Origin of the sequence: Streptomyces sp. SCPE 10, from assembly GCF_051980735.1 — a bacterium.
In the GTDB taxonomy this organism is placed as follows: Bacteria; Actinomycetota; Actinomycetes; order Streptomycetales; family Streptomycetaceae; genus Streptomyces; species Streptomyces misionensis.
Genome location: NZ_CP197069.1, coordinates 2685061 through 2701932, shown reverse-complemented (window position 1 = coordinate 2701932; position 16872 = coordinate 2685061). Strand labels below are relative to the sequence as shown.

Here is a 16872-nt window from a genome sequence, read left to right as displayed (position 1 = left end):
TGCTCTGATGCCCCTCCCCAAAGCAGAACTGCACCTCCACATCGAAGGCACGCTGGAGCCGGAGCTGGCCTTCGAGCTGGCCGCCCGCAACGGCGTGGAGCTGGCGTACGCCGACACCGACGAGCTGCGCGAGGCCTACCGGTTCCAGGACCTCCAGTCGTTCCTGAACCTGTACTACGAGCTGATGGCCGTGCTGCGCACCGAGCGCGACTTCGAGGACCTGGCCAACGCCTATCTGGCCCGCGCCGCCGCGCAGGGCGTGCGGCACGCGGAGATCTTCTTCGACCCGCAGGCCCACCTCGCCCGGGGCCTGACCATGGGCACGGTGGTGGAGGGGCTGTGGCGGGCGCTCGGCCGCAGCGAGGAGAACCACGGCGTCTCCACCCGGCTGATCCTGTGCTTCCTGCGCGACGAGTCCGCACAGTCCGCGCTGGAGACCCTGGAGGCCGCGCGGCCGTACCTGGACCGGATCACCGGCATCGGGCTGGACTCCGCCGAGGTCGGGCACCCGCCGGCGAAGTTCCGCGAGGTGTACGAGGCCGCCGCCGCGCTCGGCCTGCGCCGGGTGGCGCACGCCGGCGAGGAGGGGCCGCCGCAGTACATCACCGAGGCCCTGGACGTGCTCGGCGTCGAGCGCGTCGACCACGGGCTGCGCTGCATGGAGGACCCGGCCCTGGTGGAGCGGCTGGTGCGGGAGCGCATCCCGCTCACCCTGTGTCCGCTGTCCAACGTCCGGCTGCGCACCGTGGACACCCTGGCCGACCACCCGCTGCCGGCCATGCTGGACGCCGGGCTGCTGTGCACGGTCAACTCCGACGACCCGGCCTACTTCGGCGGGTACGCCGACGACAACTTCCGGGCCGTGGCGAGGACCCTGGACCTGGGCGAGGACCGGCTGCGCGAGCTGGCCCGCAACTCCTTCCTCGCCTCCTTCCTGGAGGACGACGAGGAGCGCCGCGCCCGCTGTCTCGCCGAGGTGGCGGCCTACGAGTTCTGAGCGGTCCCCGGCATGGGATATGCTTGATCATGTCGAGGTCGCCGGGACAACTCCCGGAGCCCGGCAGTGCGTTGGTGGTCCAAGGAAAGACGCCCCACTTCCTGTGGGGAGATGCAGGTGCAAGGCCTGCCCGGCGCTCCAGACGAGCCCCATCCCGCTGTGTGCGGGGTGGGGCTCTTCACGTGCGCGGACCCGGCCGTATGCCCGTGCGCGGTGGTCGCCGTGGTGCACACTGGCCAGACCCGCACACGTCAGGGAGCGCACCGTGACCTTGTCGCACACCCTCACCGGAGAGGAACCCGAGCACCTCACCCAGGCCGGACGCAGGCAGGCCCAGGTCGACCCGCTCGCCGCGCTGCGCGAGCCCGGCGACCCGCCCTGGGACGTCTACCTCACGGGCACCGTCTTCCTCGACATCATCTTCACCGGCCTGGACTCGGCGCCGGTGCGGGGCACCGAGTCCTGGGCCCGCGGCATGGGCTCCAGCCCCGGCGGCGTCGCCAACATGGCCAGCGCCCTGGCCCGTCTCGGGCTGCGCACCTCCCTCGCCGCGGCCTTCGGGGACGACCACTACGGGGAGTACTGCTGGGACGCGCTCGCCCAGGGCGAGGGCATCGATCTCACCGCGTCGCGCACGGTGCCCGGCTGGCACTCGCCGGTGACGGTCTCCATGGCGTACGAGGGCGAGCGGACCATGGTCTCGCACGGGCACGAGCCGCCGCCGGAGGAGCCGGCCCCCGACTGCCCGCCGCGCGCCCGCGCCGCCGTCGCCTCGCTCACCCCGGGACGGCGGGCGCCGTGGATCGCGCAGGCCGCGCGGGAGGGCACCCGGATCTTCGCCGACGTCGGCTGGGACGAGACCGGCGCGTGGGACCTCGCCGGGCTGCCCGACCTGGAGCACTGCGAGGCGTTCCTGCCCAACGCGGAGGAGGCCAAGCGGTACACGGGCGCCGACTGCCCGCGGCTCGCGGCGCACGCGCTGACCGAGTACGTGCCGGTGGCCGTGGTGACCCTGGGGTCCGAGGGGGCGTACGCGGTGGACCGGCGCACCGGGGAGGCGGCGGAGGTGCCGGCCATCGCGGTGGAGGCGCTGGACCCCACGGGCGCGGGCGACGTGTTCGTCGCCGGGTTCGTGACCGGGTCCCTGGCGGGGTGGCCGCTGGCGGACCGGCTGGCGTTCGCGGGGCTGACGGCGGCGCTGTCGGTGCAGGAGTTCGGGGGGTCGCTGTCGGCGCCGGGGTGGTCGGAGATCGGGGCGTGGTGGCGGCGGGTGCAGTCCGTGGAGGGGCAGGACCGGGCGGCGCTGCGCCGGTACGCGTTCCTCGACCGGCTGGTGCCGGAGCAACTGGACCGGCCCTGGCCGCTGCGGCGGGCGGTGCCCACGATCGGGTTCCGCCGCTCCGGCTGACGGGGCGGGGGCCGGCCGGCCCGGAAGGTACACGTCAGAAAAGCCCTACGGGCTTGTCAGCCGTCCGGCGTACTCTGGAGAAGACGAGGCCGCCCTGCGTCGTGGCGGCCGTGATCAGGAGGAAGCGCAGGCCTTCAGCGCCGGCCCATGACACAGACACCCACAGCTCACACCCCCGCGCAGGAGCAGGCGAGAGCGCAGTTCACCGTCCCCGCCCAGCACCCCATGGTGACCGTGCTGGGTTCCGGTGACTCCCTCCTGCGCGTGATCGAGAGGGCCTTCCCGGCGGCCGACATCCACGTCCGGGGCAATGAGATCAGCGCGGTCGGCGATCCCGTCGACGTCGCCCTGATCTCGCGCGTGTTCGACGAGATGATGCTGGTGCTCCGCACCGGGCAGCCGATGACGGAGGACGCAGTGGAACGCTCGATCGCCATGCTCAAGGCGAGCGACAACGGTACGAGCGACGGACCGGAGACCCCGGCCCAGGTGCTGACGCAGAACATCCTGTCCTCGCGTGGCCGCACCATCCGCCCGAAGACCCTCAACCAGAAGCGCTATGTCGACGCGATCGACAAGCACACCGTCGTCTTCGGCATCGGCCCCGCCGGTACCGGCAAGACGTACCTGGCCATGGCCAAGGCCGTGCAGGCCCTGCAGTCCAAGCAGGTCAACCGGATCATCCTGACCCGTCCGGCGGTCGAGGCCGGCGAGCGGCTCGGCTTCCTGCCCGGCACGCTCTACGAGAAGATCGACCCGTACCTGCGCCCGCTGTACGACGCGCTGCACGACATGCTCGACCCGGACTCCATCCCCAAGCTGATGGCCTCCGGCACGATCGAGGTCGCGCCGCTGGCGTACATGCGCGGCCGCACGCTCAACGACGCCTTCATCATCCTGGACGAGGCCCAGAACACGAGCCCCGAGCAGATGAAGATGTTCCTCACCCGGCTCGGCTTCGACTCGAAGATCGTGATCACGGGTGACGTGACGCAGGTCGACCTGCCGAACGGGCAGAAGTCGGGCCTGCGGCAGGTGCAGGAGATCCTGGAGGGCGTCGAGGACGTCCACTTCTCCCGGCTGTCGTCCCACGATGTCGTCCGGCACAAGCTGGTGGGCCGTATTGTCGACGCGTACGAGAAGTACGACAGCAAGAACGGCACCGAGAACGGCTCACCCAAGGGCGGCCGTGGCAGGACCGGCGCCAAGGGCACCCAGGGGAAGTAGACCGGCACGAGCATGTCGATCGACGTCAACAACGAATCCGGCACCGAGGTCGACGAGCAGGCGATCCTCGACATCGCCCGCTACGCGCTCGCGCGGATGCGCATCCACCCGCTCTCCGAGTTGTCGGTGATCGTCGTGGACGCCGACGCCATGGAGCAGCTGCACATCCAGTGGATGGACCTGCCCGGGCCCACCGATGTCATGTCCTTCCCGATGGACGAGCTGCGTCCGCCGGGCAAGGACGACGACGAGCCGCCGCAGGGGCTGCTCGGCGACATCGTGCTGTGCCCGGAGGTCGCCGCCAGGCAGGGAGCCGAAGCGCCCACCAAGCACTCCATGGACGAGGAACTCCAGCTGCTCACCGTCCACGGGGTGCTGCACCTGCTCGGCTACGACCACGAGGAGCCCGACGAGAAGGCCGAGATGTTCGGGCTCCAGGCCGCCATCGTGGACGGCTGGCGGGCCGAGCACGGCCTGACCGGGCCCTCCCCGGCGCCGACCGTCTCGTAAGCGAGCCGTATGTCCCCGCAGATCGTGATCGGCGCGATCGCGCTGGTCGTCGTCGCCTGGCTCGCCGCCTGCGCGGAGGCGGGCCTCGCCCGGGTCTCCAGCTTCCGGGCCGAGGAGGCCGTGAAGTCCGGGCGGCGCGGCGGCGCCAAGCTGGCGCAGGTCGCCGCCGACCCCACCCGCTATCTCAATGTGGCCCTGCTGGTCCGTGTCGCCTGCGAGATGGCGGCCGCGGCCCTGGTCACCTACGCCTGCCTGGAGGCCTTCGCGGCCACCTGGCAGGCCCTGCTGGTCGCCATCGCCGTGATGGTCCTGGTGTCGTACGTCGCCGTCGGCGTCTCACCGCGCACCATCGGCCGCCAGCACCCGCTGAACACCGCGACCGCCGCCGCGTACGTGCTGGTGCCGCTGGCCCGGGTGATGGGCCCGATCCCGTCGCTGCTGATCCTCATCGGCAACGCGCTGACCCCCGGCAAGGGCTTCCGGCGCGGCCCGTTCGCCTCCGAGGCGGAGCTGCGCGCGCTGGTCGACCTCGCCGAGAAGGAGTCGCTGATCGAGGACGAGGAGCGCCGCATGGTGCACTCCGTCTTCGAGCTGGGCGACACGCTGGTGCGCGAGGTCATGGTGCCGCGCACCGACCTGGTGACCATCGAGCGGTTCAAGACCATCCGGCAGGCCCTCACCCTCGCCCTGCGCTCCGGGTTCTCCCGGATCCCGGTGACCGGCGAGAGCGAGGACGACATCATCGGGATCGTGTACCTGAAGGACCTGGTCCGCAAGACGCACATCAGCCGGGAGGCGGAGAGCGACCTGGTGTCCACCGCCATGCGCCCGGCCGTGTTCGTGCCCGACACCAAGAACGCCGGCGACCTGCTGCGCGAGATGCAGAAGGAGCGCAACCACGTCGCCGTCGTCATCGACGAGTACGGCGGCACCGCGGGCATCGTCACCATCGAGGACATCCTGGAGGAGATCGTCGGCGAGATCACCGACGAGTACGACCGGGAGCTGCCGCCCGTGGTGGACCTGGGCGAGGGCCGCTACCGGGTCACCGCCCGCCTCGACATCACCGACCTCGGCGAGCTGTACGGCCTGGAGGAGTACGACGACGAGGACGTGGAGACCGTCGGCGGACTGCTCGCCAAGGCCCTCGGCCGGGTGCCCATCGCGGGCGCGTCCGCGCAGGTCGAACTCCCCGACGAGCGGCGGCTGAAGCTGACCGCGGAGGCGTCGGCCGGCCGCCGGAACAAGATCGTCACGGTCCTGGTGGAACCCGCCGGGTCCGACGAGGAGGAGAAGCCCGAGTGACCCCTCAGGAGCTGCGCGCCTTCTGCCTGTCCTTCAACGCGGCGGTGGAGGACTTCCCGTTCGACACGCAGACCTCGGTCTTCAAGGTGCTGGGCAAGATGTTCGCCCTGACGAACCTGGGCGCGCGGCCCCTGACGGTCAACCTCAAGTGCGACCCGGAGGACGCGGTACGGCTGCGCGCCGACCACGAGGGCCTGATCGTCCCCGGCTGGCACATGAACAAGCGGCACTGGAACACCGTCACCGCCGACGGGGCCCTGCCGGACCGGCTGCTGCGGGAGCTGGTCGAGGACTCCTACGACCTCGTCGTGGCGGGGCTGCCGAGGGCGCAACGGCTGCGGCTGGACCGGCCGTGACCGGTTGCCCCATGGCCGCGGGGTCCGGGAGCATCCCGTATGGACATTCGATACCCGCGCCCGCTGCGCCCCGGTGACCGCATCGGTGTGACCTCGCCCTCCTCGGGCGTGGCCGGACCCCTCAGGGCGCGCCTCGCCGCCGCGATCGCGGTGGTCGAGGCGCACGGCTACGAGGTGGTCGTCGGCCGGTGCATGGACGGCACCGGCCACGTCAGCGCCCCGGCGGCCGAACGCGCCGCCGAGCTGACGCGGATGCTGACCGACCCCGCGATCCGGGCCGTGGTGCCGCCGTGGGGCGGCGAGACGGCCATCGACCTGATGCCCCACCTGGACTTCGAGGCGATCGGCCGGGCCGAGCCCACCTGGCTCGTCGGCTACTCGGACATGTCGACCGTGCTCGCCCCGCTGACCCTGCTGACCGGAGTGGCGACCGTGCACGGCAACTGCCTCATGGAGACCCCGTACCGGACGCCCGAGGGGCTGCTGTCCTGGCTGGACCTCGTGGCCGCCCCCCAGGGCGGGCCGTTCGCCCAGACCCCGCCCGGCCGCCACCACACCGGCGGCCGGCCCGACTGGGTCGGCGACCCCGGGATGCGCGAGATACCCCTGGAGGGAAAGGGCGGCTGGCGGCGGCTCGACGCCGACGGGGACGTGGACGTCGAGGGGCGGCTGATCGGCGGCTGCGTCGAGACCGTCGCCCCGCTCGCCGGCAGCCGCTACCTCGACCCGGCACCCCTCGCGGACGACGGGCCGCTGCTCGTCTACGTCGAGGCCTGCGAGGACGGCGCGCTCGCCATCGCCCGCCATCTGCACGGCATGCGCCTCGCCGGGTTCTTCGACCGGGCGGCCGCGGTCCTGGTCGGCCGCACCCGCGCCCCCGACGCGCCGACCCTCACCCAGCACGAGGCCGTCCTGGACGCGCTCGGGCCGCTCGGCGTGCCGATCGTCGCCGATGTCGAGTGCGGGCACGTGGCGCCGTACCTCCCGCTGGTGAACGGCGCGCGCGGCCGTGTGGTGCACACGGCCGCGCGGAGCGAGATCGTTCAGGTCCTGGACTGAGCCCGGCGCAGGGCCAGGCCGATCAGCGCCGCGGCGGCGAGGACGATCGCCGCGTCCAGGGCGACCACGGTGTGCACGCCGGACAGCAGGTCGCCGGAGGTGGTGGCCAGAACGCCCAGCAGCGGGATGCCGATCGTGATGCCGACCTGCTGCGTGGAGGTCACCAGGCCGGTGGCCAGGCCCTGCTCCTCGTCCGGGACGCCCGAGGTGACCGTCAGGCCGTAGGAGATGATCGCGCCCAGGTGGCACATGCTGGCCAGGGCGACCGCGGCGGTGGCGAGCCACGCCGACCAGCCGTGGGTGTCCAGCAGGAGCAGGGTCGCGATCAGGGCGCCCTGGCCGGTCAGTGAGCAGACCAGGGTGCGGCGGGCGCCGAGGCGGCCGATGACCTTCGGCGCGAGGGTGCCGGCCACGACGGACAGCAGGCCCTGGACGCCGAAGACCAGACCGGTCTCGAAGGCGGACAGACGCAGGATCTCCTGGAGGTACAGGGTCAGGACGAAGACGATGGTGGACATCATCGAGAAGGTGACCAGACCGCCCAGGTTGCCCCAGGCCACCGTGCGCCGGCGCAGCATCGGCAGCGAGACCAGGGGCGCGGCCGAGCGGGACTCCACGATCGCGAACGCGGTCAGCAGCACCAGACCGGTGATCAGGGCCGCGATGACGTCGGCGCGGCCGAAGCCGTGGTCGGCGGCGGTGGACAGGGCGTAGATCAGGGACAGCAGGCCGGTGGTGACGGTGACCGCGCCGGGCACGTCCAGGCGCGGACGCTCCGGGGCACCCGCGGCGCCCTGCGGGCCGCGCGGCGGCGTCTTCGGCAGCAGGCCCGGCGCGAGCGGCAGCACGATCAGCGCGAACACCGTCAGCAGGGCCATCGTGGAGCGCCAGCCGAAGGTGTCGGTGAGGGTGCCGCCCGCGACCATGCCGATGGTGAAGCCCAGCGACAGCAGGGTGCCGGAGATGCCGAGGGCGCGGTCGCGGGCCGGACCCTCCGGGAAGGTGGTGGTCAGCAGGGACATGCCGGTCGGTACGATCGCCGCCGCGCCGATCCCCTGGAGGGCGCGCCCGGCGAGGAAGGAGGCCGGGTCCCAGGCGAGGGTGGACAGCAGCGAGGCCGCGCCGAACACGCCCAGGCCGGTCAGGAACAGTCCGCGGCGCCCGAACAGGTCGCCGACGCGCCCGAACAGCAGCAGGAAGCCCCCGGAGGGCAGCGCGAACGCGGTGACGGCCCACTGGAGCGCCGACTGGCTCATGCCGAGGTCGCGGCCGAGGTCGGGCAGTGCCACGTTCAGTACGGAGAAGTCCAGCGCGACCATGAACTGGGCCGCGCACAGCACGAACAGGACGAGCTTCTCACGCGTCGACAGCCGGGGGACGCCGGGTGGGGTGGTCGTCGCGGGGGAGGTCTGGGTGGTGGTGTCGATCGCCATGGCAAGAGCTTCGGCCGGACGGAATACCGGTGGGGAGTCGGAACTTATGGTGGTGGTGGCACCACCAGACAGCACCGACGGGGGAGGGGCACCGGATGCCCGCTGCTGAGGCGACGCGAAGTCATCGGCGTGACGAACTGCGCGAGTTCCTGATGAGCCGGCGTGCCCGGGTCAGTCCCGAGGAGGCCGGGCTGCCGGCCGGCGGCGGCCGGCGCCGTACGCCCGGACTGCGCCGGGAGGAGGTCGCGGTGCTCGCCGGGGTGGGCGCCTCCTGGTACCAGTGGCTGGAGCAGGGGCGGGACATCTCCGTCTCCCCGCAGGTCCTGGACGCGGTGGCCCGGGTGCTGCGGCTCAGCGACGCCGAGCGGCGGCACCTGTACCTGCTGGCCGGGCTGAACCCGCCCACGCCCCAAGTGGCGCCCGGGAAGCGGGACATGTGCGACGGGCTGCGGCGGCTGATCGACACCTGGATGCCGTACCCGGCGCACATCATGGACCTCTACTACAACTGCGTGCTGTACAACGACGCGGCCGCGATCGTGCTCGGCATGCGTCCCGGCATCACCCAGAACTGCCTGATCGACTTCTTCACCGACCCGCTGTACCGCGAGCGCAGCCACAGCTGGGAGCGCAACGCGCGCACCGTGGTGGCGCAGTTCCGGGCCGCGTGCGCGGCGCGCCCCGACGACGAGGGGTTCCAGGAGGTGCTCGCCGAAGTGAGCGCCGCCAGCGAGGAGTTCGCGGCGCTGTGGGCCGAGCGGGACATCGAGGACCAGGGGCAGGTGCGCAAGGAGCTGTCGCATCCGCTGGCCGGGCTGCTGGTGGTGGAGTCGACGGTGCTGAAGGTCCCCGTCCGGCCCGATCTGATGATCGTGCTGCACACCCCGCTGGACGAGGCGAACACCGCGGAGAAGCTGGAATGGCTGGCCTCCCCGGAGGGCCGGCGGGGCGCGATGTACCCCGTCGCGGGGTGAGCGCCCCGGGGCTTCGTATGCTCGAGGCATGACGGAGAGCAGCGCGCTTGACCCCGAGGACCGCAAGATCGTGACCCTGGCCCGTTCCGCGCGGGCCCGCAACGCAGTGCCCGAGGGCGCGGCCGTGCGGGACGACACCGGGCGCACCTATGTCGCCGGAACGGTGGACCTGCCCTCGCTGAAGCTCAGCGCGCTGCGCACCGCCGTCGCCATGGCGGTGGCGTCCGGGGCGGCCTCGCTGGAGGCGGCGGCCGTGGTGAGCGACGCCGAGTCGGTGCCGGCCGAGGACCTGGCCGCGGTGGCCGACCTCGGGGGCGCGGGCACGCCGGTACTGCTCGCGGGCGCGGACGGCGCCGTGCGGGCCACCCTCGCCGCGGGCTGAACCAGCGGGAGGGAACCGGCCGGGAGGGCGGCCGGGACCGAACCTTGTGCGTGTCGGTCCGGTGGCGCTGCGTCACCGGAGGTTCGCGGTGCGGCGGGGGCTCCGGGATCAGGGACAATGAACGACATGAGCGTTCGCACCCAGTCATCCGAGCAGCCGGCGGAAACCGTCCACCGCGCCGGCTTCGCCTGCTTCGTGGGCCGCCCCAACGCGGGCAAGTCCACCCTCACGAACGCTCTGGTCGGGCAGAAGGTGGCGATCACCTCGAACCGGCCGCAGACCACCCGGCACACCGTGCGGGGCATCGTGCACCGGCCGGACGCCCAGCTGATCCTCGTCGACACCCCCGGGCTGCACAAGCCGCGCACGCTGCTGGGCGAGCGGCTGAACGACGTGGTGCGCACCACGTGGGCCGAGGTCGACGTGATCGGGTTCTGCCTGCCGGCCGACCAGAAGATCGGGCCCGGCGACCGGTTCATCGCCAAGGAACTGGCCGGGATCAAGAAGACGCCCAAGGTCGCCGTCGTCACCAAGACCGACCTCGTGGACTCCAAGGCCCTCGCCGAGCAGCTGATCGCCATCGACCAGCTGGGCAAGGAGCTGGGCATCGAGTGGGCGGAGATCGTGCCGGTGTCGGCGGTCGGCGACCGGCAGGTGGAGCTGCTGGCCGACCTGCTGGTCCCGATGCTGCCCGAGGGGCCCGCGCTCTACCCCGAGGGCGACCTCACGGACGAGCCGGAGCAGGTGATGGTCGCCGAGCTGATCCGGGAGGCGGCGCTGGAGGGCGTGCGGGACGAACTGCCGCACTCCATCGCGGTGGTCGTCGAGGAGATGCTGCCGCGCGAGGACCGCCCGGCGGACCGGCCCCTGCTGGACATCCACGCGAACGTCTACATCGAGCGCCCCAGCCAGAAGGGCATCATCATCGGGCCGAAGGGGAAGCGGCTCAAGGAGGTCGGGATCAAGTCCCGCAAGCAGATCGAGGCGCTGCTGGGCACGCCGGTCTTCCTCGACCTGCACGTCAAGGTGGCCAAGGACTGGCAGCGGGACCCGAAGCAGCTGCGCAAGCTGGGCTTCTGACGCGCACCGGTTGACCTCAAGCGCGCTTGAGGAAGCAGTCTTCCGGCATGGACACCGAAGAGATGCGGCGACAGCTGCGGGCCCTGACCGACCGTGCCGAGATCACCGATCTGCTGGACCGCTACCTGCGTTCACTGGACGACGGCGTGTTCGACGAGGAGTGGGCGCGCGCGTTCCACACCGAGGACGTCACCGCGGAGATGCCCATCGGCACCGTGCACGGCCGCGCCGCCCTGCTGGCCCGCGTCCGGCGGGGCATGGCGCTGTTCGACCGCACCGTGCACCTGGGCACCAACGCCGTCATCGAGGTCGACGGCGACCGGGCCACGGCCCGTGGCGCCCAGTTGAGCACCCACGTCCTGGCGGACGGCTCGGGCGGCGTCTTCGTCTCCGCCGGCCACGCCGAGAACGAACTGGTCCGGACGGCCGACGGCTGGCGGATCTCCGCGGCGGCACTGCGCGTGGTGTGGACGCGGGGCACCCCTCCGCGGCTTCCGGACGACTTCGGCGCGATCTCGGCGGCCGGCGCAACCAGTGGGGCCGCCGAGGAGTCGTAGGCGACATGACCAACGCCCGCGCACGGCGCGCCCTCGGCGCGGCCACGCTCATGGTGGCCCTGGCGTCCTCGCTGCTTTCCTGTTCCGGCGGACCGGGCACGGCCCCGCACGCGGGGGCGTCGCCCACCCGCGTCGCCCCTGCGGCGGCGCCCGCCACCGCCGCCGACACCGCCACCGAGGAGCCGACCGACCCGAGCACGGTGGCGCCCTCACCGGGCCCGGAGAAGGTCCGTGACGCCTTCGCCGAACTCCAGGCCACCTACAACGACGGCTGCACCACCCCGGGCAACTGCGCGTACTTCCTGAACCGGGTGCTCGACAACCTGGGCGGCCTCGACGCCGCGATGAAGGCCGACCCCCAGGGGCCCGCGCACTTCGAGCAGCCCCTCGCGTGGATCGCGGGACTGCGGCGCGAACTCGGCGGCGACAGCTCCTTCGAGAACCTCAAGAAGCACCAGGACCGGCTCATCGGAGTCCGGGACAGGATCAACGCCTGGATGCAGGGGCACCCGGAGGACTATCGCTGACCGGGGCCGCCGCCCGGGGCAGGGCGTCGGCCGCGTCGAGGACGCCCGGGTCCTGGCCGGCGCCGCCGTCCGGCCGCGTCCCCGCGCGCCACGTCATCCCTGCGCCCGCAGCACGTCCCGGAACCACCGGTACGACGCCTTCGGGGTGCGCTCCAGCGTGTCGTGGTCCACGTGCACCAGCCCGAAGCGGCGCGCGTACCCCTCGGCCCACTCGAAGTTGTCCAGCAGGGACCAGACGAAGTAGCCGCGCACGTCCACGCCCGCCTCCAACGCGGCGTGCAGGGCGCGCAGATGGGCGTCCAGGTAGGCGATGCGCTCCTGGTCGTCCAGGCCCTCGTAGGAGCAGCCGTTCTCGGTGATGACGATCGGCGGCAACCGGTCGCCGTAGCGGTCGCGGAAGCCGCACAGCAGCTCGGTCAGCCCCTCCGGGACCACCGGCCAGCCGAAGTCGGTCAGCGCGCGGCCCCCGATCTCCCGTACCGAGAAGGGGAGTTCCGCCGGAATCGCCAGGCCGCCGAACTCCGACCGCGTGCCCAGCGGGGCGCCCACCCGGGTCGGCGCGTAGTAGTTGACGCCGTACCAGTCGAGCGGCTCCGCGATCACCCGCAGGTCGGCGGCGACGTCCCCGGGCATCAGCTCGCCGAGCCCGTCCGGGTACGCGCCCAGCAGCACCGGCTCCGCGAAGAGGCGGTTGAGCAGCGTGTCGTAGAAGCCCGCCGCCGCCACGTCGTCCGGGTCGGCGGAGGCCGGCCAGGTGGGCCCGTGGGAGTTGGCGATGCCGATGTCGCGCGCGCCCGCCGCGCGCAGCGCCCGCACCGCGAGACCGTGGGCGAGGAGCTGGTGGTGGGCGACCGGGAGGGCGTCGAACAGCAGCCGCCTGCCGGGGGCGTGCGCGCCCAGGGCGTGGCCCAGCAGGGTGTGTTCGGCGGGCTCGTTGAGCGTGATCCACTTGGTGACCCGGTCGCCCAGCCGGTCGGCGACCACCGTCACATGGTCGGCGAAGCGGGCCGCCGTGTCCCGCTCCAGCCAGTCCAGGCCGGCGGGCAGGTCCCAGTGGAAGAGGGTCGGCACCGGGCGGACGCCCGCCGCACACAGCTCGTCCACCAGCCGGTCGTAGAAGTCCAGGCCGCCCGGGGAGGCGACCCGGGGCCAGGAGACCGAGAAACGGTAGGCGTTCACGCCGAGACCCGCGAGCAGGGCCACGTCCTCGGGGTAGCGGTGGTAGTGGTCGCAGGCCACCGCGGCCGTGGAGCCGTCCTTCACCCGGCCGGGCTCGGCGGTGAACACGTCCCACACGGACGGTCCGCGCAGCTCGGCCGCGCCCTCGATCTGATGGGCGGAGGTGGAGACACCCCACAGGAAGCCGGCCGGGAACCGGGGGAGCGGATCGCCCGTGTCAGTCGCCATGGCGGGATCATCCGTACCCCCGGTAACGAAGTCAACGCCCGTGCGGCAGACGGCTCCAGAGCGCTTTGGTGTGGGCCGCTTGGCCCAATCGACTGGCATACGGGGGCGCGGCGTTCCGACACTGTCCCGCATGACTCTCCATCAGCTGACCACCGGGAGGCGCGGGCGCCTGCTGACCGCGCTCGCGGCCTGCCTGTTCGCCGTCCTGGGCACCGCCCCGGGCGCGCTCGCCGATCCCCGTCCGGCCAGGGCGGCCGACTGCGTCTCCACCCCGGCCGAGTACCGGGCGGCATGGGACGCGCGCGAGGTGCGCTGTGTGGCGCCCACCCTGTTCGGCACCACCCACACCCGGGGCGACACCACCCTCTACCCGAGCGGCTTCTGGTACGCGTGGGCGGGCTCGAACACCAATCTGGAGCGGTATCTGCAACTGCGCGCCCGGTACGGCGACCAGCCGCCGAAGACCGGGATCGGTGTGCTGTCCTTCGTCGGCTACCCGGGCCTCGACGACTGGGACACGCCGACCGACCTCGCCGTCTACACCCTGCCCCCCGGGGTCCGGGCGCAGGTGCCGGCCTTCGAGACCTGGTTCCGGCTGCTGGACGAGGAGTTCGGGAACACGGACGCCTATCCGCTCGCCGCGCAGCGGGACCTGGTGCTCGCCTACTCGCGGCTGCGCAGGGGGGAGGACGTGGTCGGCGCCTTCCAGGACGTGACCGGGTGCAGGCGCTCCCAGCTCCTCAAGGGGGCGGCGCCCTCGGCGGCGATCGGCTGCAACCGGTCCTTCCTGGACGCGCTGGCGGCCGCCGGGCCCTCGCCGTACGACGGGGCGTCCTCGCTGGACTGCTTCGCCGGCTTCCAGACCCGCTACACCGGCCCGCGGAACGCCGCCGCGCTGCGGGCCGCGCTGTACCAGTGCCAGGACGCCGGGTTCCTCAACACCGGTGTGGGCCTTGGCTACAACACGTACGCCAACCCGTTCGTGTGCCGGCCCGCCGCGGCGCAGACGGTACGACAGCGGTACACCGGACGGGAGTTCATCCTCCCCAACGCATCCTTCGCCGACCTGCCGAGCCATGTCGACATCCCGCTCGACCTCGGTACTCCGGGTCGGCGGCCCTTCCTCACGAAGGGGTACTGCTAGGCGCGGAGGACCTCCTGCGCAGGCGGTCCGGTTGGGCGGCCGGGTTCCGCCGGGCGGCATGGGTCAGCCCAGTGACGCGGTTGCCGCGCGGAGGTCTTCCAGGGCTGCCAGTGCGTGTGGTGCGAGTCCTTCGGCGTCGTCATGATCTTGTTCGGACCACTGGGCGTAGCCACGCTTGAACGCGAGGACTCCCAGCTCGGCTGCGAGGTGGGCGGTGGGTTCGGGGACGCCGCGGGCGACGAGCGCGGTTGTCATGGCGGCCGCGAGACCGACGCTCTTGAGGGCATCGCGCTCTTGCAGTTCGGTGCTGGCCGCCACGGCTGCCTTGAGGCGGGGACCGAGTTCGCGGTTCGCCGGCCCCATGGCGCTCGACGCGCGCTCGAGTCCGGCTGCCACCGCCTGGAGCGGGCTGGCGTCCGCCGGGGCCTCGGTGATGCCGTCGGCGAGGAGCCTGCTGAGCGTTTCCTGGCCGGCGACCAGCAGTTCGCGCTTGTCGGAGAAGTGCCGGAAGAAGGTGCTCTTGGTGACGCCGGCGCGCTCGGCGATCTGCGTCACCGTGGTGGCGTCGTATCCCTGCTCGGTGAACAGGTCGACGGCCGCGACGACGAGTCGCTGGGCCGCTCCCGGTTGCCATCTAGCCATGAGACCAGCATAGGTGATGGGACACCCGTCCCATCGCCCTGCAGAGGCAGTGACGGGACAATGGTCCCGTCACTTTCCCGCAGAGCAGCCCTGACACCCACCGGTTCCCGGGGGGCCGGCCGTGCTCGGCTCAATGCGTCACCGGCAAAGGGCCGGAACGCCGTGCTTCGAAGGCAGGGCCTACGCGCCCTCCTTGAGCACCCAGGAGATCAACTCCCGCTGCTCGTCGGTCAGTCGGGGGTCGGCCGCGTACACCGTGCGGCCGTCCACGGTGATCTCGTAGCTGAAGCCGTCCGGGACGCCGGCCGGCGGGGTGCCGTGGCCGGACGCGAGCACGCGCGCGGCCAGGCCGTCCCAGTCCGGGGCGTCGGGCCGGGCCGAGGTGTCCACCTCGGCCCGGCGCTCGATGCCGGCGAAACCGCCTGTGCGCCTCACCTGAATCCGCATGGGTCCAGTGTCGCAGTGCGCGGGGCTAGCGTGTGTGCACTCCGACCTGTTCCCAGGCCTTCTCGATGGCCTCCGCCTCGTCCCCGCCGCCGTAGCGGTGGCGCGCCGCCTTCAGGGTGAGCTTGGCGAAGTCCGCGAACTGGGCGTCCGACTTCAGCTCGCCGCCGGTCACCGTGTCGTACCAGATCTGCCCGGCCTTCTCCCAGGCGTGCCCGCCGAGGGCCTTGGCGGCCAGGTAGAAGGCATGGTTCGGGATGCCGGAGTTGATGTGCACGCCGCCGTTGTCGCGGCCGGTGCGCACATAGTGGTCCATGCTGCCGGGCTGCGGGTCCTTGCCGAGGTTCGGGTCGTCGTACGCCGTGCCCGGTGCCTTCATCGAGCGCAGCGCGGTGCCGTGCACGCCCGGGGCGAGCAGCCCGGCGCCGATCAGCCAGTCGGCCTCGGCGGCGGTCTGGCCCAGCGAGTACTGCTTGATCAGCGAGCCGAAGACATCGGAGATCGACTCGTTGAGCGCGCCGGACTGGCCGAAGTACTCCAGGTTCGCGGTGTGCTGGGTGACGCCGTGGGTCAGTTCGTGGCCGATGACGTCGACCGGGATGGTGAAGTCCAGGAAGACCTTGCCGTCGCCGTCGCCGAACACCATCTGCTCGCCGTTCCAGAAGGCGTTGTCGTAGCCCTCGCCGTAGTGCACGGTGGCGTCGAGCGGGAGGCCGTTGCCGTCGATGGACCGGCGGCCGTAGACCTTCAGATACAGGTCGAAGGTGGCGCCGAGGCCGGCGTAGGCGCGGTTGACGGAGGCGTCCTTGCCCGGGTCGGAGCCCTCCTCGCGGACCTTGGTGCCGGGCAGGTCCTGGGTGTGGTGGGTGTCGTAGATGGTGCGGTGCGGACGGTCGGCGGCGGCCCCCTTGGGCGGGGCGACGGCGGTCGCGCCGAGCACCGTGGTCAGCCGGCGCCGGGTGCGCTGGGCGGCGTCGTGCTCCAGGGAGCGGCGGGCGGGTGCCGACAGGTCCGGGTCCTGGGCCTGGGATAGCCGGTCGAGTACGTGCGGCGGGACGATCGTGCAGAAGACGGGCTTGAAGCCCCCGTTCGTCGTCATGTACCGACCATCGCACTGAGTGACGCCGATGTCACTACTCGCAACCATCATTGGTGAAATACCGGGACAGTGGGCGCGACAGGGCGTGACGATGTGGTAGGGCGATGTGATGCCATGCACTTTTTGTCCCCTTTAGTTCCTCGGTCCCGCATACTGGAACGCGTCCCCGGATGCTGGAAGGCATCGGCTAGGCTGCGCTGCATCATGCTTTTCGGGCTGCTTCTCCTTAGCTGCCGCGGCGAGGGTCTGTAGTCGAGGCCGACTCCCTCCCCGCGGAGCTTGGCGTCGCGTCGTCGGCCGTCCAGTCGGACATCTGCCAGA

Annotated in this window: 18 protein-coding genes; 13 read left to right on the top strand and 5 right to left on the bottom strand. The window is 72.1% G+C overall.

Annotated elements, in window-relative coordinates; all coding sequences use genetic code 11:
• The first annotated feature begins 7 nt into the window (after positions 1-7).
• The 7 genes from ACSP97_RS12695 (at position 8) to ACSP97_RS12665 (ending at position 6862) form a co-directional block, all read left to right on the top strand.
• On the top strand, positions 8-997 hold the full coding sequence (locus ACSP97_RS12695) for an adenosine deaminase (protein ID WP_355327311.1): 990 nt from the start codon (positions 8-10) through the stop codon (positions 995-997).
• Positions 998-1262: 265 nt separating this feature from the next.
• Positions 1263-2405 carry a carbohydrate kinase family protein gene (locus tag ACSP97_RS12690; protein ID WP_382009631.1) on the top strand — a complete coding sequence of 381 codons (1143 nt, stop codon included), beginning with the start codon at positions 1263-1265 and terminating at the stop codon, positions 2403-2405.
• Between the two features lie 147 nt (positions 2406-2552).
• Positions 2553-3632 (top strand): PhoH family protein, encoded by a 1080-nt coding sequence (locus tag ACSP97_RS12685; RefSeq protein WP_355144619.1) that lies wholly within the window; start codon positions 2553-2555, stop codon positions 3630-3632.
• A gap of 12 nt (positions 3633-3644) precedes the next feature.
• Positions 3645-4142 (top strand): rRNA maturation RNase YbeY, encoded by a 498-nt coding sequence (ybeY, locus tag ACSP97_RS12680; protein WP_355144617.1) that lies wholly within the window; start codon positions 3645-3647, stop codon positions 4140-4142.
• Between the two features lie 9 nt (positions 4143-4151).
• Positions 4152-5447, top strand: a complete 1296-nt coding sequence (locus tag ACSP97_RS12675) for a hemolysin family protein (protein ID WP_355144615.1) — start codon at positions 4152-4154, stop codon at positions 5445-5447.
• Positions 5444-5803, top strand: coding sequence for an MmcQ/YjbR family DNA-binding protein (locus ACSP97_RS12670; RefSeq protein ID WP_070027027.1), 360 nt, complete (start codon positions 5444-5446; stop codon positions 5801-5803). Before ACSP97_RS12675 ends, ACSP97_RS12670 begins: the two co-directional genes overlap by 4 nt.
• A gap of 39 nt (positions 5804-5842) precedes the next feature.
• Positions 5843-6862, top strand: coding sequence for a S66 family peptidase (locus ACSP97_RS12665; RefSeq protein ID WP_382009626.1), 1020 nt, complete (start codon positions 5843-5845; stop codon positions 6860-6862).
• Here the strand turns inward: ACSP97_RS12665 and ACSP97_RS12660 are convergent.
• Complete coding sequence (locus tag ACSP97_RS12660; RefSeq protein ID WP_440557535.1) at positions 6847-8295, bottom strand: MFS transporter; 1449 nt, start codon at positions 8293-8295, stop codon at positions 6847-6849. The two genes, ACSP97_RS12665 and ACSP97_RS12660, sit on opposite strands and share 16 nt — an antisense overlap.
• Before the next feature lie 95 nt (positions 8296-8390).
• On the opposite strand from ACSP97_RS12660, the gene ACSP97_RS12655 reads away from it, so the two are divergent.
• The 5 genes from ACSP97_RS12655 to ACSP97_RS12635 all read left to right on the top strand — a co-directional run bounded on the left by ACSP97_RS12655 (position 8391) and on the right by ACSP97_RS12635 (position 11815).
• A complete protein-coding gene (locus tag ACSP97_RS12655; protein ID WP_355144608.1) occupies positions 8391-9269 on the top strand; it encodes a helix-turn-helix transcriptional regulator in 879 nt (292 codons plus the stop codon).
• Between the two features lie 28 nt (positions 9270-9297).
• Complete coding sequence (locus ACSP97_RS12650) at positions 9298-9651, top strand: cytidine deaminase (RefSeq protein WP_355144606.1); 354 nt, start codon at positions 9298-9300, stop codon at positions 9649-9651.
• A gap of 126 nt (positions 9652-9777) precedes the next feature.
• Positions 9778-10731 (top strand): GTPase Era, encoded by a 954-nt coding sequence (gene era, locus ACSP97_RS12645; protein ID WP_355144604.1) that lies wholly within the window; start codon positions 9778-9780, stop codon positions 10729-10731.
• A gap of 47 nt (positions 10732-10778) precedes the next feature.
• Complete coding sequence (locus ACSP97_RS12640) at positions 10779-11288, top strand: nuclear transport factor 2 family protein (RefSeq protein ID WP_358271282.1); 510 nt, start codon at positions 10779-10781, stop codon at positions 11286-11288.
• Between the two features lie 5 nt (positions 11289-11293).
• The gene (locus ACSP97_RS12635; RefSeq protein ID WP_391870034.1) at positions 11294-11815 is read left to right on the top strand and encodes a hypothetical protein; all 522 of its coding nucleotides are present in this window, start codon (positions 11294-11296) and stop codon (positions 11813-11815) included.
• Between the two features lie 93 nt (positions 11816-11908).
• Here ACSP97_RS12635 and ACSP97_RS12630 read toward each other — a convergent pair whose 3' ends face one another.
• Positions 11909-13222 carry a GH1 family beta-glucosidase gene (locus ACSP97_RS12630; protein ID WP_440557533.1) on the bottom strand — a complete coding sequence of 438 codons (1314 nt, stop codon included), beginning with the start codon at positions 13220-13222 and terminating at the stop codon, positions 11909-11911.
• 130 nt (positions 13223-13352) lie between these two features.
• Between ACSP97_RS12630 and ACSP97_RS12625 the strand changes: the two genes are divergently transcribed.
• On the top strand, positions 13353-14366 hold the full coding sequence (locus ACSP97_RS12625; RefSeq protein WP_440557531.1) for a hypothetical protein: 1014 nt from the start codon (positions 13353-13355) through the stop codon (positions 14364-14366).
• Positions 14367-14429: 63 nt separating this feature from the next.
• On the opposite strand, the gene ACSP97_RS12620 is transcribed toward ACSP97_RS12625, so the two are convergent.
• The 3 genes from ACSP97_RS12620 to ACSP97_RS12610 all read right to left on the bottom strand — a co-directional run bounded on the left by ACSP97_RS12620 (position 14430) and on the right by ACSP97_RS12610 (position 16551).
• Positions 14430-15008, bottom strand: a complete 579-nt coding sequence (locus ACSP97_RS12620) for a TetR/AcrR family transcriptional regulator (protein WP_440557529.1) — start codon at positions 15006-15008, stop codon at positions 14430-14432.
• Positions 15009-15188: 180 nt separating this feature from the next.
• Positions 15189-15455, bottom strand: coding sequence for a protealysin inhibitor emfourin (locus ACSP97_RS12615; RefSeq protein WP_355144592.1), 267 nt, complete (start codon positions 15453-15455; stop codon positions 15189-15191).
• A 25-nt stretch (positions 15456-15480) separates the two neighbouring features.
• Positions 15481-16551 (bottom strand): M4 family metallopeptidase, encoded by a 1071-nt coding sequence (locus ACSP97_RS12610; protein WP_355144590.1) that lies wholly within the window; start codon positions 16549-16551, stop codon positions 15481-15483.
• Positions 16552-16872 lie beyond the last annotated feature (321 nt).